The organism is Escherichia sp. E.sYA108, assembly GCF_011754335.1.
Classification (GTDB): domain Bacteria; phylum Pseudomonadota; class Gammaproteobacteria; order Enterobacterales; family Enterobacteriaceae; genus Escherichia; species Escherichia coli.
This window is the reverse complement of the sequence record NZ_JAAQVZ010000001.1, coordinates 1,560,987-1,587,117: the sequence shown is the minus strand read 5'-3', so window position 1 is coordinate 1,587,117 and position 26,131 is coordinate 1,560,987. Positions and strand designations below refer to the sequence as shown.

Genomic DNA, 26,131 nt, shown 5'->3' with positions numbered 1-26,131 from the left:
TTTTGTGCAAGGGAATATTTGCGCTATGTCCGCAATCACTGAATCTAAACCAACAAGAAGATGGGCAATGCCCGATACGTTGGTGATTATCTTTTTTGTTGCCATTTTAACCAGCCTTGCCACCTGGGTAGTTCCGGTGGGCATGTTTGACAGTCAGGAAGTGCAGTATCAGGTTGATGGTCAAACAAAAACACGCAAAGTCGTAGATCCACACTCATTTCGCATTCTGACTAATGAAGCAGGCGAACCTGAGTATCACCGCGTACAGCTGTTCACGACGGGCGATGAACGCCCGGGTCTGATGAACTTCCCGTTTGAAGGGTTAACCTCAGGATCGAAATACGGGACAGCCGTTGGCATCATCATGTTTATGCTGGTGATTGGCGGCGCGTTTGGCATTGTGATGCGTACAGGAACCATTGATAACGGTATCCTGGCGCTTATTCGCCATACCCGCGGAAATGAAATTCTCTTTATTCCTGCGCTGTTTATTCTGTTTTCACTTGGCGGCGCAATATTTGGTATGGGAGAAGAGGCCGTCGCCTTTGCCATTATCATCGCACCGCTAATGGTCCGGCTGGGCTATGACAGTATTACCACCGTCCTTGTGACCTATATTGCCACGCAAATCGGTTTTGCCAGTTCGTGGATGAACCCGTTTTGTGTGGTTGTTGCTCAGGGTATTGCCGGCGTTCCGGTGCTTTCTGGCTCCGGGTTGCGCATCGTGGTGTGGGTTATCGCCACTCTGATTGGCCTGATCTTTACCATGGTGTACGCCTCACGAGTGAAAAAGAATCCTCTTCTGTCACGCGTGCATGAGTCCGACCGCTTCTTTCGTGAAAAGCAGGCGGATGTTGAACAACGTCCGTTTACCTTTGGTGACTGGCTGGTATTGATTGTCCTGACCGCCGTAATGGTCTGGGTTATTTGGGGCGTGATCGTTAATGCCTGGTTTATTCCTGAAATTGCCAGCCAGTTCTTCACCATGGGTCTGGTGATTGGCATCATCGGCGTTGTTTTCCGCCTTAACGGCATGACGGTTAATACCATGGCTTCATCCTTCACCGAAGGGGCGCGAATGATGATCGCCCCTGCCCTGCTGGTAGGTTTCGCCAAAGGGATTTTGCTGCTGGTCGGTAATGGTGAAGCGGGTGATGCCAGCGTGTTAAATACCATCCTCAACAGCATTGCCAATGCCATTAGCGGTCTGGATAACGCGGTCGCGGCCTGGTTTATGTTGCTCTTCCAGGCGGTATTTAATTTCTTCGTGACGTCCGGTTCTGGTCAGGCGGCGTTAACCATGCCGTTACTGGCACCGCTTGGCGATCTGGTCGGTGTTAACCGTCAGGTTACCGTGCTGGCGTTCCAGTTTGGTGATGGCTTCAGCCACATCATTTACCCAACCTCAGCTTCGTTAATGGCGACGCTCGGTGTTTGCCGGGTGGACTTCCGTAACTGGCTGAAGGTGGGTGCGACCCTGCTTGGACTGCTGTTTATTATGTCCAGCGTCGTGGTGATCGGCGCTCAGTTGATGGGCTACCACTAAAAATGTTAAGAGCCGCAATTGCGGCTCTTTTTTCATTCTGCCGTTTCAGTCTCTACGGCTTCATTTTTGGCATTGCGCTTCATCCACAACGCCAGCGCTTTCAGCGAGTCTGGAGTGAACTCATCGCAGCGTGCGGTGATTTCTTCCGGCGTCAGCCAGCAAACTTCACTGACTTCATCTTCCTGTAGAGCGAAGGGACCGTGAGAGACGCAGCTGAACAACGCGCCCCAGACACGGCAATTTTTATCTTCGAAATAGAACTGCCCGTGCTCAGCAAAGGGGACCCCGGCAATGCCCAACTCTTCTTCCGCTTCGCGACGCGCGGATTCCAGCAGTTGCTCATCGGCCTGGACTACACCGCCTGCGGTCGCATCTAACATGCCGGGTAAAAAGTCTTTTGTCTCGGTACGACGCTGGACCAGAATTTTGCCCATGCCATCATGCACGACGATATAAGTTGCACGATGACGCAGACACTGTGCCCGCATTTGTTCCCGGCTGGCTTGTGCAATGACTTCGTTCTCTTCATTGACAATATCCACCCATTCAGTACTTGCCAAACGACGCTGTTCCATTATCAGGAAACCTTCTTTTTCTGGCGCTCTTACGGCGCATTTTGAGTTGTGGGTAAATTACGGATTAATCGCGACCTGCGCAATGATACTTTGATCATTGAGTGCGATTACACTAAGTACGTCATTATCCAGCATGCCATAACTCGCCGGATTACCGCCTTTCGGAATACTCACCGAGCCGGGGTTGAAGTGGAAAATCTCCCCCCGCTGTTCTGCCACTGGCAGATGGGTATGACCGTACACCAGCACATCGTTCTGGTTTAAAGCAGGTAGATTTTCCGGGCCAAAAAGATGACCATGCGTCAAAAACAGACGTTGTTTTTCCAGTAATACCTGTTGCCACGGCGCGGTTATCGGGAAATGCAGCAGCATTTGATCCACTTCGCTGTCGCAGTTGCCGCGCACAGCGATAACCTTATGTGCCACTTCATTAAGCCGTTCAGCGACTTTGGCTGGCGCGTAACCCTCCGGTAAAGCATTACGCGGGCCATGATTCAACACGTCGCCAAGGATCACCAGCCACTGGGCACCGCTTTGGGCAAACAACTCCAGAACACGTTCCGTCGCCGGTAACGACCCATGAATGTCCGATGCAAACATCAGTTTCATCACTCACTCCTCGTCGAAAAAACGTAAGCTATGATACTGGATTCTGTCGTTGCTATCAGCCAGATTGCTTCGCCGAAAGTGCAATAAAACGCTGGACAGACGCTCGCTGCCACTGGAATGTCGCATAATCCACCAGGCGTTCCGGCACCTCATCGCCATGTAGTACCAGGCGGTTAATCATTAGCGCCAGATCAGTATCAGCAATGCACCATTCACCAAATAAATTCGGCTGACCCAGTGCTAACAAATGTTCTGCCATCGCGAACAATTTCTCTGCACTGGCTTTTCCCTCGGCCGTTAGTGGCGCTTTTTTCGCCCCCGCAAAGACAACATCCGCCGGGCGTTCTTCGCGGATGGGCATCAGATCGCTGCGCAACCAAGCCTGAATCTGTCGTGCACGCGCACGATTTTCTAAATCAAGCGGATAAATACGTTCCCAGGTCGGTGGCGCAAATCGATCTTCCAGATACTCCGCAATGGCAGAAGATTCACTCAACTCAAAATCATCGATCTGTAATAACGGCACACGGCGTGTCTGACCGTAACCTTGCCACGCCGGCTGCAAATGTTCACCGCTGTCGAGGTCGATGGTCTTGATATGAAACGACAGGCCTTTCTCCTGCAACGCCACCCAGGCGGATAACACATAAGGGGAGAAAAAATGGGCATCTGACCAAAGCGTGATAGCGGGTTTACTCATTATGTCCTCGGCAATAAAGGGGGCTTGCTATCAAACTATAGAGCCTTTTTGTCACTGTCACGTGACGAATACTCACGCAAGTCGCCGCGCTTTCTATACTTGTGGTGTTCAGATGATTAGACAACCGGAGCTGCAATGATCGATCTCTATTTCGCCCCGACACCCAATGGTCACAAAATTACGCTGTTTCTCGAAGAAGCAGGGCTGGATTATCGCTTAATAAAGGTAGACCTGGGGAAAGGAGGTCAGTTTCGCCCGGAATTTTTGCGCATTTCGCCTAACAACAAAATTCCGGCAATTGTTGATCATTCTCCAGCCGATGGCGGCGAACCGCTAAGCCTCTTTGAGTCTGGTGCCATTTTGTTGTATCTGGCTGAGAAAACGGGACTCTTCTTGAGTCATGAAACGCGTGAACGCGCCGTCACATTACAGTGGTTATTCTGGCAGGTAGGCGGACTGGGGCCGATGCTTGGGCAAAATCATCATTTTAATCACGCAACCCCCCAAACCATTCCTTACGCTATTGAACGTTATCAGGTTGAAACTCAGCGTCTGTACCATGTACTGAACAAGCGGCTGGAAAATTCGCCCTGGCTGGGAGGCGAGAACTACAGCATTGCGGATATTGCCTGCTGGCCGTGGGTTAATGCCTGGACTCGCCAGCGAATTGACCTCGCAATGTATCCGGCAGTCAAGAACTGGCATGAGCGGATCCGTTCGCGCCCTGCCACCGGGCAGGCACTGCTAAAAGCACAACACGGTGATGAGCGTTCGGATAGTTAACAGAAACAGGTTCTCGTGTATTATTTCATCCTAAGTAAAACAACGGAGAACCTGCAATGGCACAACCTGCCGCTATTATTCGTATAAAGAACCTTCGTTTGCGTACGTTTATCGGAATTAAGGAAGAAGAAATTAACAACCGTCAGGATATTGTTATCAATGTGACTATCCACTACCCCGCCGATAAAGCGCGCACTAGCGAAGATATCAACGATGCGCTGAATTATCGCACCGTAACGAAAAACATTATTCAGCATGTAGAGAATAACCGTTTCTCTTTGCTGGAAAAATTAACTCAGGATGTGCTCGATATCGCACGTGAACATCACTGGGTGACGTATGCTGAAGTGGAGATCGATAAACTGCACGCGCTGCGCTACGCCGATTCGGTATCCATGACCTTAAGCTGGCAGCGTTAACCGCCATATCGGGAGGCTGCATGAACATAGTGATCACCGGAGGGACGGGATTAATTGGTCGCCATTTGATTCCACGTTTGCTGGAGCTGGGCCATCAAATCACGGTAATGACGCGTAACCCGCAGAAAGCCAGTTCTGTTCTCGGCCCTCGGGTGACACTATGGCAAGGGCTTGCCGATCAAAGTAACCTCAACGGCGTTGATGCGGTAATCAACCTGGCCGGAGAGCCGATTGCTGATAAACGCTGGACTCACGAGCAAAAAGAGCGTCTCTGCCAAAGCCGCTGGAATATCACGCAAAAACTGGTCGATTTGATTAATGCCAGCGACACGCCGCCGTCGGTACTCATTTCCGGCTCGGCAACGGGCTATTATGGCGACTTAGGTGAAGTGGTGGTTACCGAAGAGGAACCGCCGCATAACGAATTTACCCATAAACTCTGCGCCCGCTGGGAAGAAATTGCCTGCCGGGCACAAAGTGACAAAACGCGAGTGTGCCTGCTGCGTACCGGCGTAGTGCTGGCACCGGATGGCGGTATTCTCGGTAAAATGCTGCCGCCATTTCGTTTTGGCCTGGGCGGGCCGATTGGCTCTGGTCGGCAGTATCTGGCCTGGATTCATATTGATGATATGGTCAACGGTATTCTCTGGCTGCTGGATAAAGAGCTGCGCGGGCCATTTAATATGGTTTCGCCCTACCCGGTGCGCAATGAACAATTTGCCCATGCACTGGGTCATGCGCTGCATCGCCCGGCCATTTTGCGCGTCCCTGCGACCGCCATTCGGTTGTTAATGGGCGAATCTTCAGTTCTGGTATTAGGCGGTCAACGCACGCTGCCAAAAAAGCTGGAAGAAGCGGGTTTTGCGTTTCGCTGGTACGATTTAGAAGAGGCGCTGGCGGATGTCGTTCGCTGATGTGGTTTACTGCAAACATCCACCAGCGGAAACGCTGATGAATAAATATAGATAATTCAGAACTATTTTTAGCGGACTGCAACTTTTACATTTCAGCGGAAGCGGACTCGCAAATTCCCCATGAAATACTCCGGCAGCGTTAACCACCGGAGAGGAAATTATTTCAGCGAACCTTTAAGGAACTGTTGCAGACGAGGGCTTTGCGGGTTACCGAATAACTGCTCCGGCGCCCCTTCTTCTTCTATTTTCCCCTGATGGAGGAAAATGACGTGAGTAGAAACATGACGAGCAAAGCCCATTTCGTGAGTCACTACCACCATGGTTTTCCCCTCTTCTGCCAGTTGCTGCATAATACGCAACACTTCGCCTACCAGTTCAGGATCGAGCGCTGAAGTAGGTTCATCAAACAGTAAAACTTCCGGTTCCATCGCTAGCGCCCGCGCGATAGAAACACGCTGTTGCTGACCACCGGACAGGTGTACCGGGTATTTCCCCTGCGCACGTTCGTCTATCCCGACTTTTGCCAGATATTTCACCGCCCGCTCGCGCGCTTCCTGCTTGCTCAGGCCCAACACCTGAATCGGCGCTTCCATGACGTTTTCCAGCACCGTCATATGGCTCCAGAGATTGAAGTGCTGGAATACCATCGTCAGGCGTGTGCGCAATAAGCGCAGCTGATTTTTATCGGCGACTTTGAGTTGACCGTCTTTATCGCGCACCAGATTGATCGTCTGGCCATTGACCACGATCGATCCTTCGCTCGGTTTTTCGAGGAAGTTAATGCAGCGCAGAAAGGTACTTTTACCCGATCCCGACGATCCGATGATGCTTATGACATCTCCGGCATTCGCTTGCAATGAGACCCCTTTCAGCACTTCGTGTTCGCCGTAGCGTTTGTGCAAATCGATAACGTTTAATTTATTCTCGGACATCGTATTCTCAGTGCGTTGAAGAAGGTTTCACATGCTGCAACCAGCGTTTTTCAGCTCTACGAAAGAGGCTGATCAGGACATAAGAGATGATTAAATAGAGCACCGCGGCAATGCCGAAAGCGGTAAAAGGTTGATATGTGGCGGCGTTAATATCGCGGGCAATTTTCAGCAGATCCGGCACCGTGGCAGTAAATGCCAGCGCAGTAGAGTGCAGCATCAGGATCACTTCGTTGCTGTACGCCGGTAACGCAATACGCAGCGCAGAAGGCAAAATAATGCAGCGATACATTTTAAAGGTCGAGAAGCCATAGGCTCTGGCGGCTTCAATTTCCCCATGCGGCACTGAACGGATTGCCCCGGCAAAAATCTCGGTAGTGTAAGCGCAGGTGTTAAGCGTCAGCGCCAGCACGGTACAGTTCAGACCACTGCGAAAAAAGGCGTTAAGGAACTCGGTTCCCTTAACAATCTCCAGCGTGTACATGCCGGAATAGAACACCAGCAACTGAACATACAGCGGCGTACCGCGAAAAATATAGGTAAATAACCAGATTGGAAACTGGATGTATTTATTACTTGAGACGCGACCAATCGCCAGAAACAGCGCCAGAACTCCGCCTATCACTACCGACAAAATCAGCAGCCACAGGGTGATCGCCACGCCAGTAAAGCGATAACCGTCAGTCCACAGCAGTGGTTTCCAGTATTCATGTAAGATTTCGATCACAGGTCAGCCCTCTTCACACCCACGGAGTAGCGGCGCTCAAGGAACAGCAGCACACCATTGGAAACGGTGGTGAAAACAAGATAAATCACGCCACAGACGATAGCGAAATAGAACGGTTCCCAGGTACTTTTGCCTGCCAGTTGCGTGGCTTTGACCACATCTTCCAGGCCGAGTAACGAAACCAGTGCGGTAGATTTGAGGATCACCTGCCAGTTGTTGCCAATGCCTGGCAGGGCGTAACGCATCATCGCCGGAAACATGATCCGCCGAAACACTTGCCCACGAGTAAAACCGAACGCCGTCGCCGCCTCTATATGTCCTTTCGGCACTGCCATAAACGCGCCACGAAACGTTTCGGTAAAATAAGCACCGTAGATAAAACCGAGAGTGATAATACCTGCGACCATCGGATCAATATCAATCTGCCCGACGCCCATCGCCTCCGTCACCGTGTTTAGCGCAATCTGCAAACCGTAGAAAATCAGCAGCATCAATACTAAATCCGGCACGCCTCGAATCAGCGTGGTGTACCCTTCGAAAATAAGGCCCGAAAGCCGATTTTGTGAGAGCTTACCGCCAGCGCCAATTAAACCGATGATTACAGCGAGCACTACAGAGCTGATAGCCAGCTCCAGCGTGACGAGCGCACCCTGTAAAATAACACCTGAAAACCCATACAACATGCTGCCTGTCCTGTCGTGTGTGGTGAATTACCGCCTCTTGTCTCCCTCCGGATACCCGAAGGGAGCGGGCTTTCTTTCACCGATGGCGATTAACCACCATAAACATCAAAATCGAAGTACTTTTTCGCTAATTTCTCGTAAGTACCGTCAGCGCGCATTTCGGCAAAGGCTTTGTTCAGTGCCTCGCGCAGTTCGTTATCTTCTTTACGCAGGCCCATGCCGGTCCCTACGCCAAACAGTTTTTCATCTTTAACAGACGGGCCACCGAATTTGTAATCTTTACCGACGGGTTGTTTGAGGAAACCTTCGCTGGCTGCGACCTCATCCTGGAACGCGGCATCAATACGTCCGGCAGTCAGGTCAGAATAAATATTGTCCTGCCCCTGATAAGAAACGATTTCAATGCCTTTTGGTGCCCAGTGTTCGTTACCGAACGTCTCCTGGGTGGTGCCCTGCAATACGCCTACCCGTTTGCCTTTCAGCGATTCGACTGTCGGCTGAATGTCGGAATTTTTCGCCACCACCAGACGAGAATCGGCAGCGTACAGTTTGTCGGTGAAGGCTATTTCTTGCTGACGTTTTTCCGTAATGGAAAGCGATGACATGATGGCGTCAATCTTCTTCGCTTTTAAGGACGGGATTAACGCATCCAGTGGGTTTTCGACAAACGTACATTGCGTATTGATGCGTTTGCACAACTCCTTCGCCAGATCGATATCGAAGCCAACCAGTTCACCTTGTGAATTTTTTGATTCAAATGGCGCATAGGTCGGATCGGTACCGATGCGGATGTTTTGCGGAATCGCAGCAAATGCCGCAGTTGCGCTGGAGAAGGCCAGAACCAGAGAGAGCGATAGCACCAGTTTTTTCATAATGTCCTCAACTGACAGTCTTTTTATCGGGAATATTTACAGGTTTGTTACACTTATCGTGCCATAAAATTGACCATCAAGGCAAAATATCCCGCCCCGCTAGACGTATTATTTTTCATTAAAAATGCTTAAGTATGCATTTCAATGCACCACGATAGTGCAACAAACCTGGCGTGCACCATGATGATCATTCCATCAGGTACAGCTTCCCTGCGACGTATCAGTCACCGTAGACATTAAAGTCGAAATACTTTTTCGCCATCTTGTCGTAGGTACCGTCCTGACGCAGCTCGCCAAGCGCCTTATTAAACGCAGCCGTCAGTTCAGCATCATCTTTACGCAGCCCTACACCGGTGCCGTCACCGAAGTATTTTTTGTCTTTCACTGATGGGCCTGCAAAGGCGAAATCTTTACCGGCGGGTTGCTTAAGGAAACCTTCGCTGGCAGCAACTTCATCTTGTAACGCAGCATCCAGACGTCCTGCAGCCAGATCGGAATAGACTAAATCCTGGTTGGCATAGGCCACCACATCCACGCCTTTGCTACGCCAGGTCTCGTTAGCGTATGCTTCCTGGGTTGATCCCTGCAGCACACCAACATGTTTACCTTTCAGTGAATCCAGCGTTGGCTGAATCGGTGAACCTTTGGCGGCAATCAAACGAGAATCTGCGGCGTACAACTTGTCGGAGAAAGCAATCTCCTGCTGACGTTTATCGGTAATGGAGAGCGACGAAATAATGGCGTCGATTTTTTTCGCTTTCAGTGAGGGGATCAGCGCGTCAAAGTCGCTGGCAACCTAGGTACATTTCACCTGCATCCGTTTGCACATCTCGTTACCGAGATCGATATCAAAGCCAACAAAATCACCTTTAGCATCTTTCGACGAGAACGGCGCATAGGTGGTATCGGTTCCGATACGTACCGTCTCCGGTAGCGCCGCATAGCTGGAAGCCGCTGCGGAGAGACCGACTAACAAAGACAGAGCGAGAATCGACTTCTTCATACATAACCCTCAAGTGAAAATGGCTTTTTTATGTTGTGTATTGTGTTGTGTGTTTGCAGGCTCTTTCATGCAGGTCTTATGCCATCTTGACGACAGCAGTAACATTCAACGTTAAATATGTTAATAAGACGTTGCATTATTGTCCTAAAGTTGAAGATAGCAGGTATAGCGGTTGAATCGCAGCGTTTCGATTGAATGGCAGAAACAAAATGTCGAGGATTTGATCGCGGTTGCAAAATTGCCCTGAAACAGGGCAACAGCGGAGTTATGCGCCCTGCCAGCGGGCAAAGAGATCTTCAGGAAGGGTTACCGCAAACTGGTCAAGAACACGATTAACCGTCTGATTTATCGCATCATCAAGGGATTGTGGGCGATGATAAAACGCCGGAACGGGAGGCATAATCACCGCACCGATTTCTGCCGCCTGAGTCATTAAACGCAGATGGCCTAAGTGCAGTGGCGTTTCACGCACGCAGAGCACCAACGGGCGACGTTCTTTCAGCACCACATCTGCCGCACGGGTCAGTAAGCCATCAGTATAGCTATGGACAATGCCGGACAGGGTTTTGATTGAACAGGGTAAAATCACCATCCCCAACGTCTGGAAAGAACCGGAAGAAATGCTGGCAGCAATATCGCGCGCATCGTGTGTCACATCAGCTAACGCCTGCACTTCGCGCAGGGAAAAATCCGTTTCGAGGGATAAGGTCTGGCGCGCCGCCTGGCTCATTACCAGATGCGTTTCGATATCTGTGACATCGCGCAGAACCTGTAATAAACGCACGCCATAAATCGCGCCGCTGGCACCGCTGATGCCTACAATGAGTCGTTTCATAAATAGTTGCCCTGTCAGACTTGCAGGCAGACTTTGCAGGATTTCGGCGGGAGTTGCAAGTCAGGGTGCCAGACCGGCACCCTGAGTGAAGGCATCATCCTTCGTTATGCATTTCGAGATTTTCCACTTCGTTCTGACGTTGCACTGCTTTGGCGTCGTCATTACGTAAAGTATCAAGGAAATCGAGGTAGCCCTGATCAACGTCTTTGGTGACGTAGACGCCGTTGAACACCGAGCATTCAAACTGCTGGATATCCGGGTTTTCAGCGCGAACGGCTTCGATCAGATCGTTCAGATCCTGGAAAATCAACCCGTCAGCACCGATGATCTGGCGAATTTCATCTACTTCGCGACCGTGAGCGATCAGTTCCGTGGCGCTCGGCATATCGATACCGTAAACGTTCGGGAAGCGAATTTCCGGTGCCGCAGAAGCGAGGTACACTTTCTTCGCTCCGGCTTCGCGTGCCATCTCGATAATCTGCTCAGAAGTGGTGCCACGGACGATAGAGTCGTCGACCAGCAGGACGTTTTTATCGCGGAACTCGGCGCGGTTGGCGTTCAGTTTACGGCGCACGGACTTACGACGCAGCTGCTGACCCGGCATGATGAAGGTGCGGCCAACATAACGGTTTTTAACGAAGCCCTGGCGGTACGGTTTGCCCAGAATACGCGCAATTTCCAGCGCGATATCACACGAGGTTTCCGGAATAGGGATCACCACGTCGATATCCAGATCTTCCCATTCGCGGGCAATTTTTTCGCCCAGTTTGGTGCCCATATTCACGCGCGCGCTGTAAACGGAAATTTTGTCGATGAACGAGTCCGGGCGGGCAAAGTATACATACTCAAACAGGCACGGATTGCTGACCGGATTGTCAGCACATTGACGGGTAAACAACTGTCCTTCTTCAGTGATGTAAATCGCTTCGCCCGGCGCGACGTCACGCAGGAAATCAAAGCCCAGCGTATCGAGCGCAACGCTTTCGGAAGCGACCATATATTCTGTGCGGTTCTCGTCAATATCACGTTTTCCCAGTACCAGCGGACGAATCCCGTTAGGATCGCGGAAAGCAACCATACCGTGGCCGATGATCATCGCCACACAGGCATACGCGCCGCGGATTAAGCGGTTTGTAGCAGCGATGGCGGCGAAAATGTTGTCGGCTTCCAGCGGGTAATGGCGGAAGTTGTCCAGTTCGCTTGCGAAAATATTGAGCAGAATTTCCGAGTCGGAAGTGGTGTTGATGTGGCGGCGTTTTTCTTCAAACAGTTTTTTACGCAACTCGTGAGCGTTGGTCAGATTGCCGTTGTGGGCAAGCGTAATGCCATACGGAGAGTTAACGTAAAACGGCTGCGCTTCAGAGGCGCTGGAGCTGCCAGCCGTGGGGTAACGCACATGACCAATGCCCATATTGCCCTGCAAACGCTGCATATGGCGAGCTTCAAATACATCGCTCACCAGCCCGTTCGCTTTACGCAAACGGAAGCAGTTATTGGCATCTATGGTGATGATGCCGGCGGCATCCTGACCGCGATGCTGAAGCACCGTTAAGGCATCATAAATCGACTGGTTAACCGGCATAACACCGGCGATACCGACAATACCGCACATACGTCTTTTTCCTCGTTAAGCCACATCTCAGAGCACTTACGCTCTGGGCAAGAAACTTGACGAGCTTTGCAGATAATCAAAAAACCATCTGATGATAAAACTGAACTGCGGGATCAGCTGTGATTTGCTCCAGTCTTCGCTTTTCGACACCCCGGTAAAGGAGTCGAGAAAGAAGAGAATGGCGGCAACAATCAACACACCGCGCAACGCACCGAAACAGACGCCCAGCACCCGATCGGTGCCTGACAACCCCGTTTTCTCTACCAACTGGCCTATCACGAAGTTCACGATAGCACCAACGATCAGGGTAGCGATAAACAGTACCGCGATGGCAATCCCATTTCGAACCAGTTCGTCTTCAAAGCCCGTAAACCAGACTGACAGGTAAGTGTAGTAATGACTGGCAACAAAGAAAGCACAACCCCATGTCACCAGCGATAACGCTTCACGAACAAAGCCGCGGATCAGGCTAACCAGAGAGGAAAAAGCAATCACCGCGATTATGGCGTAATCAATCCAGACCATATGTGTCCCACGATTTTACGCCCTGTCATCCTGTTCGGGGCGCATTCTAACAGAAAAAGAAAACGTTTGCGTAGGGATTTCCTTCCCGCGCATCAATAAAAATGGCGCTGAAAAAATATTCAACGCCATCGACTTTTTATGCCTTTGCGGCATCGGGCAATGCGTGTCGGATGCCGCATGAACGCCTTATCCGACCTACAGTTCTGCTCCAGCACAGGCCTGATAAGACGCGCTGGCGTCACATCAGGCAACGGCTGTCGGATGCAGCGTGAACGCCTTATCCGACCTACGGTTCTACTCCTGCGTAGGCCTGATAAGACGCGCTAGCGTCGCATCAGGCAACGGCTGTCGGATGCAGCGTGAACGCCTTATCCGACCTACTGTTCTACCCCTGCGTAGGCCTGATAAGACGCGCTGGCGTCGCATCAGGCAACGGCTGTCGGATGCGGCGTGAACGCCTTATCCGACCTACGGCTCTACCCCTGCACAGGCCTGATAAGATGCGCCAGCGTCGCATCAGGCAAGACCGTATTAATTCGGTGTATAGCCCATTACCACGCCACTTAAGCCAGAAAGCTGCTTGAGCTCACCCAGCGATCCTTTCAGCTTCTCTTTGGAAGCATCCGGCCCAACCAGAATACGGGTAATTTTACCCTGCACTGGCGTGGATGGCGACGTATAAACCCGATAACCGGCACCGCGCAACTTACCGACAATCTCATTCACTTTATCGGCATTTTTCAGCGCGCCCAGTTGCACAACATAAGCTTTACCCGTTGGCGCTGCTTTTTCTTCCACAACCGGCTTCGGTTCTGGCTTCGGCGCAGGTGGTGCTTCAACCTTTGGCTTAAGCGGCTCCACCGGTTTCGGCTTCGGTGGGGCGACCGGTGCAGGTTCCGGTTCAAACTCGGTGTTATTGGCTGCAATAGTGGCCGGATCGAGCGACGGTGCTGCGGCATCACCTGCCCGTACCTCTTCCGCTGCGCCTTCCGGCGGCTGCGTCGGCAACGCCTGGGTGGCGGCTGGCATCATATCAGGCTCATCGCGATCGCCCGCTTTCGGCACCAGCGGGATAGCAGCGAACTCATCCTGATAATGCTTTTTCTGCCCGTCCAGCAGCCCTGGAAGTACAATCACCCCCAGCGCCACCAGCACGATCGTACCCACTAACCGATTCTGAAACTTACTTGCCACCGCTTCTCCTCGCGTCAATCACTTCCATGACATGTGCGACCGTGTGGAACGAACCACACACCAGCACGGTGTCTTCCGCTTTAGCGTCCGCCATTGCGGCATCCCATGCCTGCGCAACGCTATCAAATGATTTGCCGTTACCCAAATGCTCAAGCAGTTGTTCTGCCGTGGCACCGCGCGGCCCTTCCAGTGGCGCACAATACCAGTCATCAACCACGCTTTTCAACCAGGCCAGAGTTCCGGCAATATCTTTATCATGTAGCATACCGATAACCGCCAGCACGCGCCCGTTTTTCGGTAGCGCTTTCATACGCCCGGTGAGATATTCCGCCGCATGTGGATTATGCGCGACATCAAAAATAACGCGTGGCGACTCGCTCACAATCTGGAAACGTCCCGGCAAAATTGCGCTGGCAATCCCGTCGCGAATGGCATTTTCACTGACCTCCAGCCCGCTGGCACGCAGTGCCGCCAGCGCCGTTGCGGCATTCGGTTGCGGGACAAGCGGCAACGGCAGATTTTCCAGCGTGCCGTGAGCATCGCTAAACGTCCAGTCATGATCGGTGACGGAATAGTTCCACTCAACGCCCCGACGTTGTAGCAGTGCACCTTTTTCCTGCGCCACATCAGCAATGGTAGAAGGCATTTCCGGCTCACCGACAATTGCCGGTTTTTCGCTGCGAAAGATACCTGCTTTCTCGCGACCAATACTTTCGCGATCTGGCCCCAGCCAGTCGGTATGATCCAGCGCAATACTGGTTACTACCGCGACATCGGCATCGACAATATTGGTTGCGTCCAGACGACCGCCCAGCCCTACTTCCAGAATCACTACGTCAAGTTGTGCCTGCTTGAACAGCCACAACGCCGAGAGCGTACCGTACTCGAAATAGGTCAGGGAAATATCACCGCGTGCCGATTCAATCTCCGCAAAAGAAGCGGTGTGGGCCGATTCCGGCAATTCCTGACCCTGCACACGTACGCGCTCGGTATAACGCACCAGATGCGGCGAACTGTAGACGCCCACTTTGTACCCTGCCGCCATCAGAATCGACTCCAGCGTACGGCAGGTGGTGCCCTTGCCATTCGTACCCGCAACGGTAAACACAAATGGCGCTGGTTTCAGAATGCCAAGACGCGCCGCGACCTGGCTCACGCGCTCAAGGCCGAGATCGATAGTTTTACTGTGCAGGTTTTCCAGATAAGAAAGCCACGAAGCCAGAGGCGACGCGGCTTGAGGAGTGCGTTTGATAATCATGGTATCCGCTGATTCGTTACGGTGAGAATAGCAAAAGGGCAGAGCCAGTGGCCCTGCCCTTATCAGTTATCAGGCCTCAGGTTCCTGATCCGGTACCGGTGGCACCACTACGCCTTCACGCGGCGCTTCAGGATTCGGCGCTGGCAGATTCATCAACTTCGCCAGAATGCTCGCCAGTTTCAGGCGCATTTCCGGACGACGGACGATCATGTCGATCGCGCCCTTCTCGATCAGGAATTCACTGCGCTGGAATCCTGGCGGCAGTTTTTCGCGAACGGTCTGTTCGATAACTCGCGGACCGGCAAAGCCAATTAACGCTTTCGGTTCAGCGATGTTGAGATCGCCCAGCATGGCGAAACTTGCAGAAACACCGCCCATGGTCGGGTCGGTCAGCACGGAGATGTACGGCAAGCCGCGCTCCTGCATTTTTGCCAGTGCCGCAGAGGTTTTCGCCATCTGCATCAGCGACATCAGTGCTTCCTGCATACGTGCGCCACCAGAGGCGGAGAAGCAGATCAGTGGGCAGTTATCTTCCAGCGCCTGCTCAACGGCACGCACGAAACGCGCACCTACCACAGACCCCATGGAACCGCCCATAAAGGCGAACTCGAATGCCGCAGCGACAACCGGCATTCCATACAGAGTGCCTTTCATCACCACCAGCGCATCTTTTTCGCCGGTTTCTTTCTGCGCAGATGCCAGACGGTCTTTATACTTCTTGGAGTCACGAAACTTCAGCACATCTTTCGGCTCAAGCTCGCTACCCAGCTCCACAAGGCTTCCTTCATCTAACAGGCTATGCAGGCGATTACGCGCTGTCATACGCATGTGATGGTCACACTTCGGACAGACCTCAAGATTACGTTCCAGCTCAGCGCGGTATAAAACCTGACCGCAGCTATCACACTTAGTCCACACCCCTTCAGGAATGCTCGCCTTGCGGGTGGGAGTAATGTTGCTTTTAATTCGTTCAATCCAGCTCATTAGGGACCTTTCTGTCTGAACCTGGTTCGATGCCAGTTTTATCTTTGGGGACGCATAATGCCATTTTTGCCCCCAACAGACCATGAATGTTGCACATTAAAACATAACAGCCCGAAACTTTGGATAAAAAAGTGGTCGAACCGCAGAGTTACTTTTTATTTTGCGGCGCGTGCCGCAGCGCGTTTGTGGCGAATAAATTCGAAAACACCTGGCAATATTGAAACAAAAATAATGCCAACAATCATCAGTTTAAGGTTGCTCTGAATGAAGGGGAGCGTGCCGAAGAAATAGCCTGCGTAGGTAAAAAGCAGTACCCACAACAGTGCGCCAATCACGTTATAAGCGGCGAAATGACGGTACGACATGTGGCCCATTCCCGCAACAAACGGGGCGAACGTTCTGACGATCGGCACAAAACGGGCGAGAATAATCGTTTTGCCGCCATGTTTCTCATAAAACTGATGGGTTTTGTCGAGATAACTGCGACGGAAAATTTTCGAATTGGGATTACTGAATAACTTTTCACCGAACAACCGCCCGATAGTGTAATTGACCGCGTCACCCACAATCGCGGCGATCAGCATCAGCACCACCATCATATGGACGTTGAGATCGTTGGTCTCCAGTGATGCCAACGCTCCGGCAACAAACAGCAATGAATCACCCGGTAAAAACGGCGTTACCACCAGACCGGTTTCACAGAACAAAATTAAGAACAAAATGGCATAAACCCAGACGCCGTACTCCGCGACCAGCTCTGCCAGATGCACGTCAATGTGCAGGATAAAATCGATGAGGAAATAAATCAGGTCCATATTTGCCTATGCCTTGTACTCGTCATCTATCAGGCTGTAACTACGTTGGCTACAGCCTGAAATGTTCCGAGCATTATTCTCGTTAGTCCGCCAGAAATAGCGGGCCCATTGGCGGTTTTGGAAGATCATATCGGTCAGGGTAATCCACCGCGACCAGATATAGCCCTTCCGCTTTTGCCGTTGCTGCCGCCAGCGTTCTGTCCTTTGCCGCCAGCAACTCTGCTATCCAGCTCTCCGGCTGGTTGTGGGCACCGACTTCCATCAGGCTGCCGACAATATTCCTGACCATATGATGTACAAAGGCATTCGCTTTGATATCTACCACCACATAAGGACCGTGACGCGTGACATTAATATGCATAACGTTGCGCCACGGGGTCCGGGACTGGCACTGCACCGCACGGAACGAGGTGAAATCATTCTCGCCCAGCAAGCATTGCGCAGCCCGATGCATCCGTTCAGCGTCCAGCGGTTCGTAAAAATGGGTTACCCCTTTACTCAATACCGCCGGGCGCAGCCGATGATTGTAGATGATGTAGCGATAACGGCGAGCCGTGGCGCTAAATCGGGCATGAAAATCATCAGGTACAGCTTTAACCCAACGCACGGCGATGTCACCAGGTAAATTCGCATTTACGCCCAACGTCCACGCAGCGTCTTTGCGCTGCGCGGTCGTTTCGAAATGCACAACCTGCCCGGTGCCGTGTACCCCTGCGTCAGTACGCCCGGCGCAGAAGACGGTGATCGGTTCGTTCGCCACCTGGGAGAGCGCCTTTTCCAGCTTCTCCTGCACACTGCGGACTTCGTTCTGCCGTTGCCAGCCGTAATACTTACTGCCGTCGTACTCAATGCCCAGCGCAATTTTATAAACTGGCGGTTGTTGCTGGTCGGACATTAGTACAGATACTCCTGCACCAGTTTCTCGGCGATTTTTACTGCCATCAGCGCGCCGCCAAAGCGAACGTTATCGGCCACCGACCAGAACTGAACTTGCTCCGGCATACCGTAGTCATTACGTATGCAGCCAACGGAAAGATGCGGCGTACCAGAAGCATCTCCTACCTGAGTCGGGAATTCGTTCTCTTCAGAGAGCACAATATCTTCGCCCTGAGCAAACGCATCACGCGCTTCTTCTGCCGCCAGCGGACGCAGTGCTTCAAAGTTGACCATCTGGGCATGACCGTAGAATACCGGTGCCTGGACGACGCTTGCCGAAATCATCAGCCCTTCGTCCTGCAGGATTTTGCGTACTTCGTCAACGATACGACGTTCTTCACGCACGCTACCTTCGCTATCCGGCAGTAACGGCAGCATGTTGAACGCCAGCTGACGCCCGAAGAAATCTTCTTCGTCAATCGGAATGCCATTGAGTAATTTAGCACTCTGCCCCGCTAACGCATCGACCGCTTTTTTGCCCTGGGCGGAGGCTGAAATCAGGCTGGTAACGCTGATACGTGATAAACCGCCCTGATCAATTAGCGGTTTCAGTGCCGCCAGCAGCTGGCTGGTCAGACTGTCTGGTACGGCGATGACATTCCGGTTGCGGTAATCGGTCAGTACAAACGGGTTTACTTCCGGCACCACCAGCGGTACGTCGGGTTCGAGAGCAAACAATCCGCTGCTGTCGATCACCAGACAACCTGAGTTGGTTGCTTCTTCAACCCAGGTAGCGGTAGCTTCTTTGCCTGCGACAAAAAACGCCAGCTGCGCCTGCGTCCAGTCGAATTCAGCGGCATCCTGCACGGTGATTGTCTTACCACCAAAGCGCAGTTGTTCGCCTGCGCTTTCGTTACGTGCCAGTGCATAAATTTCCCCAACCGGGAACTGACGTTCAGCCAGCGTTTCAAGCAGGGCTTCGCCCACAGCGCCAGTTGCGCCCAGGACGGCAATGTTCCAGCCTTCAGACATGGTGGTTTACTCCAGAAATAGCAAAGCTCCCTGCCAATGTTACAGCAGAGAGCATGAAGAAGAGATTAACGTGCCGGATGATGAACGGCGTTAAAACCCAGTTTACACAGCAATGATGCCGCACTGGCGTCATCACAAATCACATACAGAGATGACCATTCACGGCGCTCAAGATAGTTTTTGCGCAGTTTATCGAACTCACCCGGTATCCCGGCGACTTTACGCAGCGGTGCGTCATCGCGGCGCACATCATACACCAAATGCACCAGCCTTTTCAGCGTCGGTTGATCGAGCGGGCCATGCAGCGTAATGCGACCAAACTCTGGCGCGGGCAGTAATGTATCCAGCGCAACGTGCTGTTCATGCCCAATAAACTTGCTATAAGCTTCAAACACTTGCGTAGTACCGCGTGCTTTACCTTCCAGGGTATAGCCTGCGATATGCGGCGTGCCGATATCCACTTTTTTCAGCAATTCCACGTTAAGTTCCGGTTCGCCTTCCCAGACATCCAGCACTACGCTTAACTTCTGGCCTTCGTTCAGGCAGGTCAGCAGGGCGGTATTATCGACGACTGCGCCACGGCAGGCGTTAATCAGGATCGCTCCCGGTTTCAGGCTGCGGATCAGTTTTTCATCCGCCAGATGCAGCGTTTTGTACGGACCATCTTTAAAGAGTGGCGTATGGAAAGTCAGAATATCCGCATGCTGGACTAATTCATCCAGCGAGCGGAAATCCCCCTCATCCCCACGGTCGGCGCGGGGCGGATCGCAAAGTAAGGTTTTGATCCCTAAAGCTTCCAGTCGCGCCTGTAAACGACGACCAACGTTACCAACGCCAACGATCCCCACGGTACGCTCGTGCAGTGAAAATCCATCGCGTTCGGCAAGCATCAGCAGGGAGGAGAAAACATATTCCACTACCGCAATCGCATTACAGCCAGGTGCAGCGGAAAAACCAATTCCCGCCTGCTTTAACCATGCTTCATCGACATGGTCGGTCCCCGCGGTGGCAGTGCCAACAAATTTAATGGGTTTTCCTGCCAGCAAAGATTCATTCACTTTCGTGACCGAACGCACCATAAGCGCATCCGCGTCTGCCAGTTGAGCGACGGGAATTGGACGCCCGGGAACCGCGGTCACCTCACCCAAACGGCTAAATAAGTCGCGGGCATAAGGCATATTTTCATCAACAAGGATTTTCACGTTTGTGTTACCTGTATGAGACGAGAGTTAACCAGACAAGTGTGCCATAATCTCGCGGCCAGGCATACTTGCGAAGATTTCAGGTATAAGGATACGTAATGATACAACCTATTTCCGGCCCTCCTCCTGGGCAACCACCAGGTCAGGGAGATAACCTGCCGTCTGGCGCGGGCAATCAGCCTTTATCCAGTCAGCAACGTACTTCGCTGGAAAGCTTAATGACGAAAGTGACCTCACTGACGCAACAACAAAGAGCAGAACTGTGGGCGGGTATCAGGCACGATATTGGTCTGTCGGGAGATTCACCGCTGCTTTCGCGTCACTTCCCTGCCGCTGAGCATAATCTGGCGCAACGTCTGTTGGCCGCGCAGAAAAGCCATTCTGCCCGCCAGCTTTTAGCGCAATTAGGGGAGTATTTACGTCTGGGGAATAATCGTCAGGCGGTCACGGATTATATCCGTCATAACTTTGGTCAGACGCCGCTGAATCAGCTCTCACCGGAGCAATTAAAAACCATTCTCACCCTGTTGCAGGAAGGGAAGATGGTTATTCCGCAACCACAGCAGCGCGAGGCGACCGACCGTCCTTTATTACCGGCGGAGCACAATGCGCTCAAACAGCTGGTGACCAAACTTGCGGCAGCAACGGGGGAACCCAGCAAACAGATCTGGCAATCGATGCTGGAACTTTCCGGGGTGAAAGATGGCGAGTTAATTCCAGCGAAACTGTTTAACCATCTGGTGACCTGGCTACAGGCGCGTCAGACGCTAAGCCAGCAAAATACGCCGACACTGGAATCACTACAGATGGCGCTAAAACAACCTTTAGATGCCAGTGAACTGGCGGCGTTATCGACATATATCCAACAAAAATATGGCCTTTCTGCGCAATCATCGCTTTCTTCTTCCCAGGCCGAGGATATTCTTAACCAGCTTTATCAACGGCGGGTTAAAGGGATTGAACCGCGTGATATGCAACCGCTGCTTAATCCTTTTCCACCGATGATGGACACGTTGCAAAATATGGCAACGCGTCCCGCGCTGTGGATACTGTTAGTCGCGATTATCCTGATGCTGGTCTGGCTGGTTCGTTAACCCCGACGAAACGACAGTATCGTGACAATAATTCCCAGCACCGCAGAGATCGCCCCGGCAAGAAATACCGAAGAGTAACCAAACGTGGTCGCCAGCATTCCCGCAAGCGGCCCGGAGACGCCGAGGGCGATATCCTGAAACGCGGCGTAACCACCCAGTGCGGTGCCGCGAACGTGTGAGGGGACGCGTTTAACCACCTCCACGCCCAGCGCAGGAAAGATAAGCGAACATCCGGCTCCAGTTAACGCCGCGCCCGCTAATGCGACCCACGCCCCTGGTGCTTGCCAGAGCAGCAACAAGCCCACGGTTTCTACAAGCAGAGAGACGATCGCCACTTTCACGCCGCCAAAACGGTCCGGCATCCAGCCAAACATGACGCGCATCACGACAAATGCGCCGCCAAACGCGGTAAGAGTAAAGCCCGCCATCGCCCATCCTTTGCTGGCAAAGTAGAGCGAAACGAAAGTCCCGATAACCGCAAAACCAACGCCTTGTAGTGCCAGACCTAACCCTGGTTTCCAGATAAGCCCGACAACGCTCCACAGCGATGGACGTTCCCCCGCCAGGGCCGGTACTTTGCGCACTGTGCCGTTACAGGCCCACGCCAGTAAGGGTAATGCCATTGTGGTGAGCGCCAGTGCGGCAAAACCGTAATGGCTATGAATCAACAGGCCAAGCGGCGCACCAACAGCGAGGGCACCGTAAATAGCCATTCCGTTCCATGACATCACTTTGCCGGAATGTTTTGGCCCAACGATGCCTAATCCCCAGGTCAGAGCGCCCGTCAGTAACTGGCTTTCACCAAAGCCAAGAATCAAACGCCCGACGACCAACAGAGCAAATTTGAACGGTGCGGGGACGGGCAAAATCGCCGCCAGCAGCAACGCGCCCCCCGCCAGACCACAAGCTAACATCCCCTGAAGCGCCGAACGTTTTGCGCCATATTGATCGGCCAGTCGCCCGGCGTAACCACGCGTCAGCACCGTAGCCAGAAACTGAATCCCGACGGCAATGCCGACCATAGTGTTGCCATAGCCCAGTTCATGATGAACAAACAGCGGGATAACCGGCAACGGTAAACCTACGGTCATGTAGGTGAGAAAAACCGCAAAAGCGATGCGAAAGAGCGAAAAATTGGCAGAAGATCGTGTTTCGGTTTGGCTTACAGCAGTCATGCATTACTCCAGAATGCAGCGCAAGGCGAGGAGTATCCCCGTCTCATCTCTCTGATTTCAGGGTTACGGTGCGTTGGCAGGATTTAACGCGTACGTCTTTTCTGAAGGAAATCGACAAAGCGGGAAGTTTGCCTGGAACTGGCGGCGATTGTCAATGATGTGAAAAAGGGAACCATCGGGTTCCCTTTTGCGTTAGTGCCGGAGGCCGCATTGGCGCGTAACGTCGGATACGGCGCTGGCGCGTCTTATCCGACCTACTCCGAATTAATCTTTCAGCTTGCGCATTACCAGCGTGGCGTTAGTGCCGCCGAAGCCGAAGCTGTTAGACATAACTGTGGTCAGTTCGCGATCGGTCGTTTCGGTCACGATGTTCAGACCCGCAGCCTGCTCGTCCAGCTCTTCAATGTTGATGCTCGGGGCGATAAAACCGTGTTCCAGCATCAGCAGAGAGTAGATAGCTTCCTGTACGCCAGCAGCGCCCAGTGAGTGACCGGTCATTGCTTTGGTTGCAGAAATCGCCGGGCTCTTATCGCCGAACACTTCACGGATAGCTGCCAGTTCTTTCACGTCGCCAACCGGAGTCGAAGTACCATGAGAGTTCAGGTAGTCGATTGGGGTATCAACACCGTGCATCGCCATCTTCATGCAGCGCACTGCACCTTCGCCAGACGGAGCAACCATGTCTGCGCCATCAGAGGTTGCGCCGTAGCCAACGATTTCAGCATAGATGTGAGCACCACGCGCCAGCGCGTGTTCCAGCTCTTCAACCACTACCATACCGCCACCGCCAGCGATAACGAAACCGTCACGGTGAGCGTCGTAAGTACGGGAGGCTTTTTCCGGGGTGTCGTTGTATTTAGTAGACAGCGCCCCCATCGCGTCGAATTCGCAAGCCATTTCCCAGCACAGCTCTTCGCCGCCGCCAGCAAACACGATGTCCTGTTTGCCCAGTTGGATCTGCTCTACTGCGTTACCGATACAGTGTGCGGAAGTCGCACACGCGGAGCTGATGGAGTAGTTAACGCCGTGAATTTTAAACGGCGTGGCGAGGCAGGCAGAAACGCCGGATGCCATCGCTTTGGTGACCACATACGGGCCAACCGCTTTCAGGCCGCGCGGGCCGCGCATTGCGTCAGCGCCGAAAACCTGGAAACGCGGGGAGCCGCCGCCGGAACCTGCAATCAGGCCAACGCGCGGGTTATTCTGGTAAGCTTCCGGGGAGAGGCCAGCATCTGCAATTGCCTGCTCCATAGAAAGGAATGCATAAATGGATGCGTCGCTCATAAAGCGCACAACTTTGCGGTCAATGAGGCCAGTGGTATCCAGTTTTACGTTGCCCCAGACGTGGCTACGCATGCCGGAATCCTTCAGCTCCTGAGAGAAAGTGATCCCTGAACGTCCTTCACGCAGAGATGCCAGGACTTCCTGCTGGTTATTACCGATGCTGGAAACAATGCCCAGGCCAGTAATCACTGCACGTTTCATTCAATACCTCTGTAAGTCGCACATAGAGTAAGTTTCGAATGCACAATAGCGTACACTTGTACGCCGAACAAGTCCGATCAGCCAATTAATAGAGAAATTTGCGCAGCCTGACACACATCGCTAAGATCGAGCCACCGCCTGTAAGACGAGTAACTTACGTGAAACACTACTCCATACAACCTGCCAACCTCGAATTTAATGCTGAGGGTACACCTGTTTCCCGAGATTTTGACGATGTCTATTTTTCCAACGATAACGGACTGGAAGAGACGCGTTATGTTTTTCTCGGGGGTAACCATCTAGAGGCACGTTTTCCTGAACATCCACATCCTCTGTTTGTGGTAGCAGAGAGCGGCTTCGGCACCGGATTAAACTTCCTGACGCTATGGCAGGCATTTGATCAGTTTCGCGAAGCACATCCGCAAGCGCAATTACAACGCTTACATTTCATTAGTTTTGAGAAATTTCCCCTCACCCGTGCGGATTTAGCGCTGGCGCATCAACACTGGCCGGAGCTGGCCCCGTGGGCGGAACAGCTTCAGGCGCAGTGGCCTTTGCCCTTGCCCGGTTGCCATCGTTTATTGCTCGATGAAGGCCACGTGACGCTGGATTTATGGTTTGGCGATATAAACGAACTGACCAGCCAACTGGACGATTCGCTAAATCAAAAAGTAGATGCCTGGTTTCTGGACGGCTTTGCGCCAGCGAAAAACCCGGATATGTGGACACAAAATCTGTTTAACGCCATGGCGCGACTGGCGCGTCCGGGCAGCACGCTGGCGACCTTTACGTCTGCCGGTTTTGTCCGCCGCGGTTTGCAGGAAGCCGGATTCACTATGCAAAAACGTAAGGGCTTTGGGCGCAAACGGGAAATGCTTTGTGGGGTGATGGAACAGACATTACCCTTCCCCTGCTCCACGCCGTGGTTTAACCGTATGGGCAGCAACAAACAGGAAGCGGCAATTATTGGAGGCGGTATTGCCAGCGCGTTGTTGTCACTGGCGCTATTGCGTCGCGGCTGGCAGGTAACGCTTTATTGCGCGGATGAAGCCCCCGCGCTGGGTGCTTCCGGCAATCGCCAGGGGGCGCTGTATCCGCTTTTAAGTAAACACGATGAAGCGCTAAACCGTTTTTTCTCTAATGCGTTTACTTTTGCTCGTCGGTTTTACGATTTATTGCCCGTTAAATTTGATCATGACTGGTGCGGCGTCACGCAGTTAGGCTGGGATGAGAAAAGCCAGCATAAAATCGCACAGATGTTGTCGATGGATTTACCCGCAGAACTGGCTGTAGCCGTTGAGGCAAATGCGGTTGAACAAATTACGGGCGTTGCGACAAATTGCAGCGGTATTACTTATCCGCAAGGTGGCTGGCTGTGTCCGGCAGAACTGACCCGTAATGTGCTGGAACTGGCGCAACAGCAGGGTTTGCAGATTCATTATCAACATCAGTTACAGGATTTATCCCGTAAGGATGACGGTTGGTTGTTGAATTTTGCAGGTGATCAGCACGCGACGCATAGTGTGGTGGTACTGGCGAATGGGCATCAAATCAGCGGTTTCAGCCAAACATCATCTCTGCCAGTATATTCGGTTGCCGGGCAGGTCAGCCATATTCCGACAACGCCGGAGCTGGCGAAACTGAAGCAAGTGCTGTGCTATGACGGTTATCTCACGCCGCAAAATCCGGCGAATCAGCATCATTGTATTGGTGCCAGTTATCATCGTGGTAGCGAAGAGACGGCGTACAGTGATGAAGATCAGCAGCAGAATCGCCAGCGGTTGATTGATTGTTTCCCGCAGGTACAGTGGGCAAAAGAGGTTGATGTCAGTGGTAAAGAGGCGCGCTGCGGTGTGCGTTGTGCCACTCGCGATCATCTGCCAATGGTAGGCAACGTGCCTGATTATGACGCTACACTCGTGGAATATGCGTCGCTGGCGGAGAAGAAAGATGAAGCGGTAAGCGCGCCGGTTTATGACGATCTCTTTATGTTTGCTGCTTTAGGTTCGCGCGGTTTGTGTTCTGCCCCGCTGTGTGCCGAGATTCTGGCAGCACAGATGAGTGAAGAACCGATTCCGATGGATGCCAGTACGCTGGCGGCGTTAAATCCGAATAGGTTATGGGTGCGGAAGTTGTTGAAAGGTAAAGCGGTTAAGGCGGGGTAATCTGCTTTGGCATTGTTTGTCGGATGCGGCGTAAACGCCTTATCCGACCTACGCGTTACCTGTAGGCCTGATAAGACGCGATAAGCGTCGCATCAGGCATGGTGCTCCAGACGTCACAA

Annotated in this window: 25 protein-coding genes and 1 pseudogene; 6 read left to right on the top strand and 20 right to left on the bottom strand. The window is 52.5% G+C overall.

Annotated elements, in window-relative coordinates; genetic code table 11:
• The first annotated feature begins 25 nt into the window (after window positions 1–25).
• Window positions 26–1,546, top strand: coding sequence for a putative basic amino acid antiporter YfcC (yfcC, locus tag HBM92_RS07530; protein WP_001274489.1), 1,521 nt, complete (start codon window positions 26–28; stop codon window positions 1,544–1,546).
• Window positions 1,547–1,578: 32 nt separating this feature from the next.
• Here the strand turns inward: yfcC and yfcD are convergent, their stop codons facing one another.
• From yfcD to yfcF, 3 genes are read right to left on the bottom strand one after another with little or no spacing between them, the layout of a single operon-like run.
• Window positions 1,579–2,121 carry an NUDIX hydrolase YfcD gene (gene yfcD / locus HBM92_RS07525; protein WP_000437935.1) on the bottom strand — a complete coding sequence of 181 codons (543 nt, stop codon included), beginning with the start codon at window positions 2,119–2,121 and terminating at the stop codon, window positions 1,579–1,581.
• A gap of 57 nt (window positions 2,122–2,178) precedes the next feature.
• Entirely contained in the window at window positions 2,179–2,730 is a 552-nt protein-coding gene (gene yfcE, locus HBM92_RS07520; protein WP_000772452.1) for a phosphodiesterase, read from the bottom strand.
• Between the two features lie 55 nt (window positions 2,731–2,785).
• Window positions 2,786–3,430 carry a glutathione transferase gene (gene yfcF / locus HBM92_RS07515; RefSeq protein WP_000042428.1) on the bottom strand — a complete coding sequence of 215 codons (645 nt, stop codon included), beginning with the start codon at window positions 3,428–3,430 and terminating at the stop codon, window positions 2,786–2,788.
• Window positions 3,431–3,565: 135 nt separating this feature from the next.
• Between yfcF and yfcG the strand changes: the two genes are divergently transcribed.
• From yfcG to HBM92_RS07500, 3 genes are read left to right on the top strand one after another with little or no spacing between them, the layout of a single operon-like run.
• Window positions 3,566–4,213: a GSH-dependent disulfide bond oxidoreductase gene (yfcG, locus tag HBM92_RS07510; protein ID WP_000566505.1), complete on the top strand. Its 648-nt coding sequence runs from the start codon at window positions 3,566–3,568 to the stop codon at window positions 4,211–4,213.
• Between the two features lie 56 nt (window positions 4,214–4,269).
• Window positions 4,270–4,632, top strand: a complete 363-nt coding sequence (folX, locus tag HBM92_RS07505) for a dihydroneopterin triphosphate 2'-epimerase (RefSeq protein ID WP_000068457.1) — start codon at window positions 4,270–4,272, stop codon at window positions 4,630–4,632.
• A gap of 20 nt (window positions 4,633–4,652) precedes the next feature.
• Window positions 4,653–5,546, top strand: coding sequence for a TIGR01777 family oxidoreductase (locus HBM92_RS07500; RefSeq protein WP_001028318.1), 894 nt, complete (start codon window positions 4,653–4,655; stop codon window positions 5,544–5,546).
• 158 nt (window positions 5,547–5,704) lie between these two features.
• Here the strand turns inward: HBM92_RS07500 and hisP are convergent, their stop codons facing one another.
• The 15 genes and pseudogenes from hisP to pdxB all read right to left on the bottom strand — a co-directional run bounded on the left by hisP (window position 5,705) and on the right by pdxB (window position 20,093).
• Window positions 5,705–6,478 (bottom strand): histidine ABC transporter ATP-binding protein HisP, encoded by a 774-nt coding sequence (gene hisP / locus HBM92_RS07495; RefSeq protein ID WP_001293612.1) that lies wholly within the window; start codon window positions 6,476–6,478, stop codon window positions 5,705–5,707.
• A gap of 7 nt (window positions 6,479–6,485) precedes the next feature.
• On the bottom strand, window positions 6,486–7,202 hold the full coding sequence (locus HBM92_RS07490; RefSeq protein WP_000569958.1) for an ABC transporter permease: 717 nt from the start codon (window positions 7,200–7,202) through the stop codon (window positions 6,486–6,488).
• Entirely contained in the window at window positions 7,199–7,885 is a 687-nt protein-coding gene (gene hisQ, locus HBM92_RS07485) for a histidine ABC transporter permease HisQ (protein WP_000965518.1), read from the bottom strand. The genes HBM92_RS07490 and hisQ overlap by 4 nt, the downstream gene beginning before the upstream one ends.
• Before the next feature lie 89 nt (window positions 7,886–7,974).
• Window positions 7,975–8,757 carry a histidine ABC transporter substrate-binding protein HisJ gene (gene hisJ / locus HBM92_RS07480; protein WP_000737621.1) on the bottom strand — a complete coding sequence of 261 codons (783 nt, stop codon included), beginning with the start codon at window positions 8,755–8,757 and terminating at the stop codon, window positions 7,975–7,977.
• A gap of 220 nt (window positions 8,758–8,977) precedes the next feature.
• Window positions 8,978–9,760: pseudogene (gene argT, locus HBM92_RS07475) on the bottom strand (lysine/arginine/ornithine ABC transporter substrate-binding protein ArgT).
• A 265-nt stretch (window positions 9,761–10,025) separates the two neighbouring features.
• The gene (ubiX, locus tag HBM92_RS07470) at window positions 10,026–10,595 is read right to left on the bottom strand and encodes a flavin prenyltransferase UbiX (RefSeq protein WP_000825699.1); all 570 of its coding nucleotides are present in this window, start codon (window positions 10,593–10,595) and stop codon (window positions 10,026–10,028) included.
• A 94-nt stretch (window positions 10,596–10,689) separates the two neighbouring features.
• Window positions 10,690–12,207 (bottom strand): amidophosphoribosyltransferase, encoded by a 1,518-nt coding sequence (gene purF / locus HBM92_RS07465; RefSeq protein WP_000334221.1) that lies wholly within the window; start codon window positions 12,205–12,207, stop codon window positions 10,690–10,692.
• A gap of 36 nt (window positions 12,208–12,243) precedes the next feature.
• Window positions 12,244–12,732 carry a colicin V production protein gene (gene cvpA / locus HBM92_RS07460; RefSeq protein WP_000262113.1) on the bottom strand — a complete coding sequence of 163 codons (489 nt, stop codon included), beginning with the start codon at window positions 12,730–12,732 and terminating at the stop codon, window positions 12,244–12,246.
• Window positions 12,733–13,263: 531 nt separating this feature from the next.
• The gene (dedD, locus tag HBM92_RS07455; RefSeq protein ID WP_000146989.1) at window positions 13,264–13,926 is read right to left on the bottom strand and encodes a cell division protein DedD; all 663 of its coding nucleotides are present in this window, start codon (window positions 13,924–13,926) and stop codon (window positions 13,264–13,266) included.
• Window positions 13,916–15,184, bottom strand: coding sequence for a bifunctional tetrahydrofolate synthase/dihydrofolate synthase (gene folC / locus HBM92_RS07450; protein ID WP_000584549.1), 1,269 nt, complete (start codon window positions 15,182–15,184; stop codon window positions 13,916–13,918). The genes dedD and folC overlap by 11 nt, the downstream gene beginning before the upstream one ends.
• A gap of 69 nt (window positions 15,185–15,253) precedes the next feature.
• Complete coding sequence (gene accD, locus HBM92_RS07445) at window positions 15,254–16,168, bottom strand: acetyl-CoA carboxylase, carboxyltransferase subunit beta (RefSeq protein ID WP_000118404.1); 915 nt, start codon at window positions 16,166–16,168, stop codon at window positions 15,254–15,256.
• A 155-nt stretch (window positions 16,169–16,323) separates the two neighbouring features.
• The gene (locus tag HBM92_RS07440) at window positions 16,324–16,983 is read right to left on the bottom strand and encodes a DedA family protein (protein WP_000364337.1); all 660 of its coding nucleotides are present in this window, start codon (window positions 16,981–16,983) and stop codon (window positions 16,324–16,326) included.
• An 82-nt stretch (window positions 16,984–17,065) separates the two neighbouring features.
• On the bottom strand, window positions 17,066–17,878 hold the full coding sequence (gene truA, locus HBM92_RS07435; RefSeq protein WP_001283590.1) for a tRNA pseudouridine(38-40) synthase TruA: 813 nt from the start codon (window positions 17,876–17,878) through the stop codon (window positions 17,066–17,068).
• Window positions 17,878–18,891 carry an aspartate-semialdehyde dehydrogenase gene (locus tag HBM92_RS07430; RefSeq protein ID WP_001289179.1) on the bottom strand — a complete coding sequence of 338 codons (1,014 nt, stop codon included), beginning with the start codon at window positions 18,889–18,891 and terminating at the stop codon, window positions 17,878–17,880. Before HBM92_RS07430 ends, truA begins: the two co-directional genes overlap by 1 nt.
• 65 nt (window positions 18,892–18,956) lie before the next feature.
• Entirely contained in the window at window positions 18,957–20,093 is a 1,137-nt protein-coding gene (gene pdxB / locus HBM92_RS07425; RefSeq protein WP_000699135.1) for a 4-phosphoerythronate dehydrogenase PdxB, read from the bottom strand.
• A 98-nt stretch (window positions 20,094–20,191) separates the two neighbouring features.
• On the opposite strand from pdxB, the gene flk reads away from it, so the two are divergent.
• Window positions 20,192–21,187, top strand: coding sequence for a flagella biosynthesis regulator Flk (flk, locus tag HBM92_RS07420; RefSeq protein WP_000615818.1), 996 nt, complete (start codon window positions 20,192–20,194; stop codon window positions 21,185–21,187).
• Here the strand turns inward: flk and HBM92_RS07415 are convergent.
• Both HBM92_RS07415 and fabB read right to left on the bottom strand, forming a co-directional pair.
• Window positions 21,184–22,362 carry an MFS transporter gene (locus HBM92_RS07415; RefSeq protein ID WP_000127769.1) on the bottom strand — a complete coding sequence of 393 codons (1,179 nt, stop codon included), beginning with the start codon at window positions 22,360–22,362 and terminating at the stop codon, window positions 21,184–21,186. The genes flk and HBM92_RS07415 overlap by 4 nt on opposite strands.
• 264 nt (window positions 22,363–22,626) lie before the next feature.
• Window positions 22,627–23,847, bottom strand: a complete 1,221-nt coding sequence (gene fabB / locus HBM92_RS07410) for a beta-ketoacyl-ACP synthase I (protein ID WP_000817178.1) — start codon at window positions 23,845–23,847, stop codon at window positions 22,627–22,629.
• Between the two features lie 158 nt (window positions 23,848–24,005).
• Here fabB and mnmC point away from each other — a divergent pair, with 158 nt between their 5' ends.
• Window positions 24,006–26,012, top strand: coding sequence for a bifunctional tRNA (5-methylaminomethyl-2-thiouridine)(34)-methyltransferase MnmD/FAD-dependent 5-carboxymethylaminomethyl-2-thiouridine(34) oxidoreductase MnmC (gene mnmC / locus HBM92_RS07405; protein WP_000683752.1), 2,007 nt, complete (start codon window positions 24,006–24,008; stop codon window positions 26,010–26,012).
• Window positions 26,013–26,131: the final 119 nt, after the last annotated feature.

Excerpts from the sequence above, each read along its gene's own strand:
- yfcC (WP_001274489.1), top strand. The coding sequence starts at position 26 with ATGTCCGCAATCACTGAATCTAAACCAACAAGAAGATGGGCAATGCCC.
- yfcD (WP_000437935.1), bottom strand. The coding sequence starts at position 2,121 with ATGGAACAGCGTCGTTTGGCAAGTACTGAATGGGTGGATATTGTCAAT.
- yfcE (WP_000772452.1), bottom strand. The coding sequence starts at position 2,730 with ATGAAACTGATGTTTGCATCGGACATTCATGGGTCGTTACCGGCGACG.
- yfcF (WP_000042428.1), bottom strand. The coding sequence starts at position 3,430 with ATGAGTAAACCCGCTATCACGCTTTGGTCAGATGCCCATTTTTTCTCC.
- yfcG (WP_000566505.1), top strand. The coding sequence starts at position 3,566 with ATGATCGATCTCTATTTCGCCCCGACACCCAATGGTCACAAAATTACG.
- folX (WP_000068457.1), top strand. The coding sequence starts at position 4,270 with ATGGCACAACCTGCCGCTATTATTCGTATAAAGAACCTTCGTTTGCGT.
- HBM92_RS07500 (WP_001028318.1), top strand. The coding sequence starts at position 4,653 with ATGAACATAGTGATCACCGGAGGGACGGGATTAATTGGTCGCCATTTG.
- hisP (WP_001293612.1), bottom strand. The coding sequence starts at position 6,478 with ATGTCCGAGAATAAATTAAACGTTATCGATTTGCACAAACGCTACGGC.
- hisQ (WP_000965518.1), bottom strand. The coding sequence starts at position 7,885 with ATGTTGTATGGGTTTTCAGGTGTTATTTTACAGGGTGCGCTCGTCACG.
- hisJ (WP_000737621.1), bottom strand. The coding sequence starts at position 8,757 with ATGAAAAAACTGGTGCTATCGCTCTCTCTGGTTCTGGCCTTCTCCAGC.
- ubiX (WP_000825699.1), bottom strand. The coding sequence starts at position 10,595 with ATGAAACGACTCATTGTAGGCATCAGCGGTGCCAGCGGCGCGATTTAT.
- purF (WP_000334221.1), bottom strand. The coding sequence starts at position 12,207 with ATGTGCGGTATTGTCGGTATCGCCGGTGTTATGCCGGTTAACCAGTCG.
- cvpA (WP_000262113.1), bottom strand. The coding sequence starts at position 12,732 with ATGGTCTGGATTGATTACGCCATAATCGCGGTGATTGCTTTTTCCTCT.
- folC (WP_000584549.1), bottom strand. The coding sequence starts at position 15,184 with ATGATTATCAAACGCACTCCTCAAGCCGCGTCGCCTCTGGCTTCGTGG.
- accD (WP_000118404.1), bottom strand. The coding sequence starts at position 16,168 with ATGAGCTGGATTGAACGAATTAAAAGCAACATTACTCCCACCCGCAAG.
- HBM92_RS07440 (WP_000364337.1), bottom strand. The coding sequence starts at position 16,983 with ATGGACCTGATTTATTTCCTCATCGATTTTATCCTGCACATTGACGTG.
- truA (WP_001283590.1), bottom strand. The coding sequence starts at position 17,878 with ATGTCCGACCAGCAACAACCGCCAGTTTATAAAATTGCGCTGGGCATT.
- HBM92_RS07430 (WP_001289179.1), bottom strand. The coding sequence starts at position 18,891 with ATGTCTGAAGGCTGGAACATTGCCGTCCTGGGCGCAACTGGCGCTGTG.
- flk (WP_000615818.1), top strand. The coding sequence starts at position 20,192 with ATGATACAACCTATTTCCGGCCCTCCTCCTGGGCAACCACCAGGTCAG.
- HBM92_RS07415 (WP_000127769.1), bottom strand. The coding sequence starts at position 22,362 with ATGACTGCTGTAAGCCAAACCGAAACACGATCTTCTGCCAATTTTTCG.
- fabB (WP_000817178.1), bottom strand. The coding sequence starts at position 23,847 with ATGAAACGTGCAGTGATTACTGGCCTGGGCATTGTTTCCAGCATCGGT.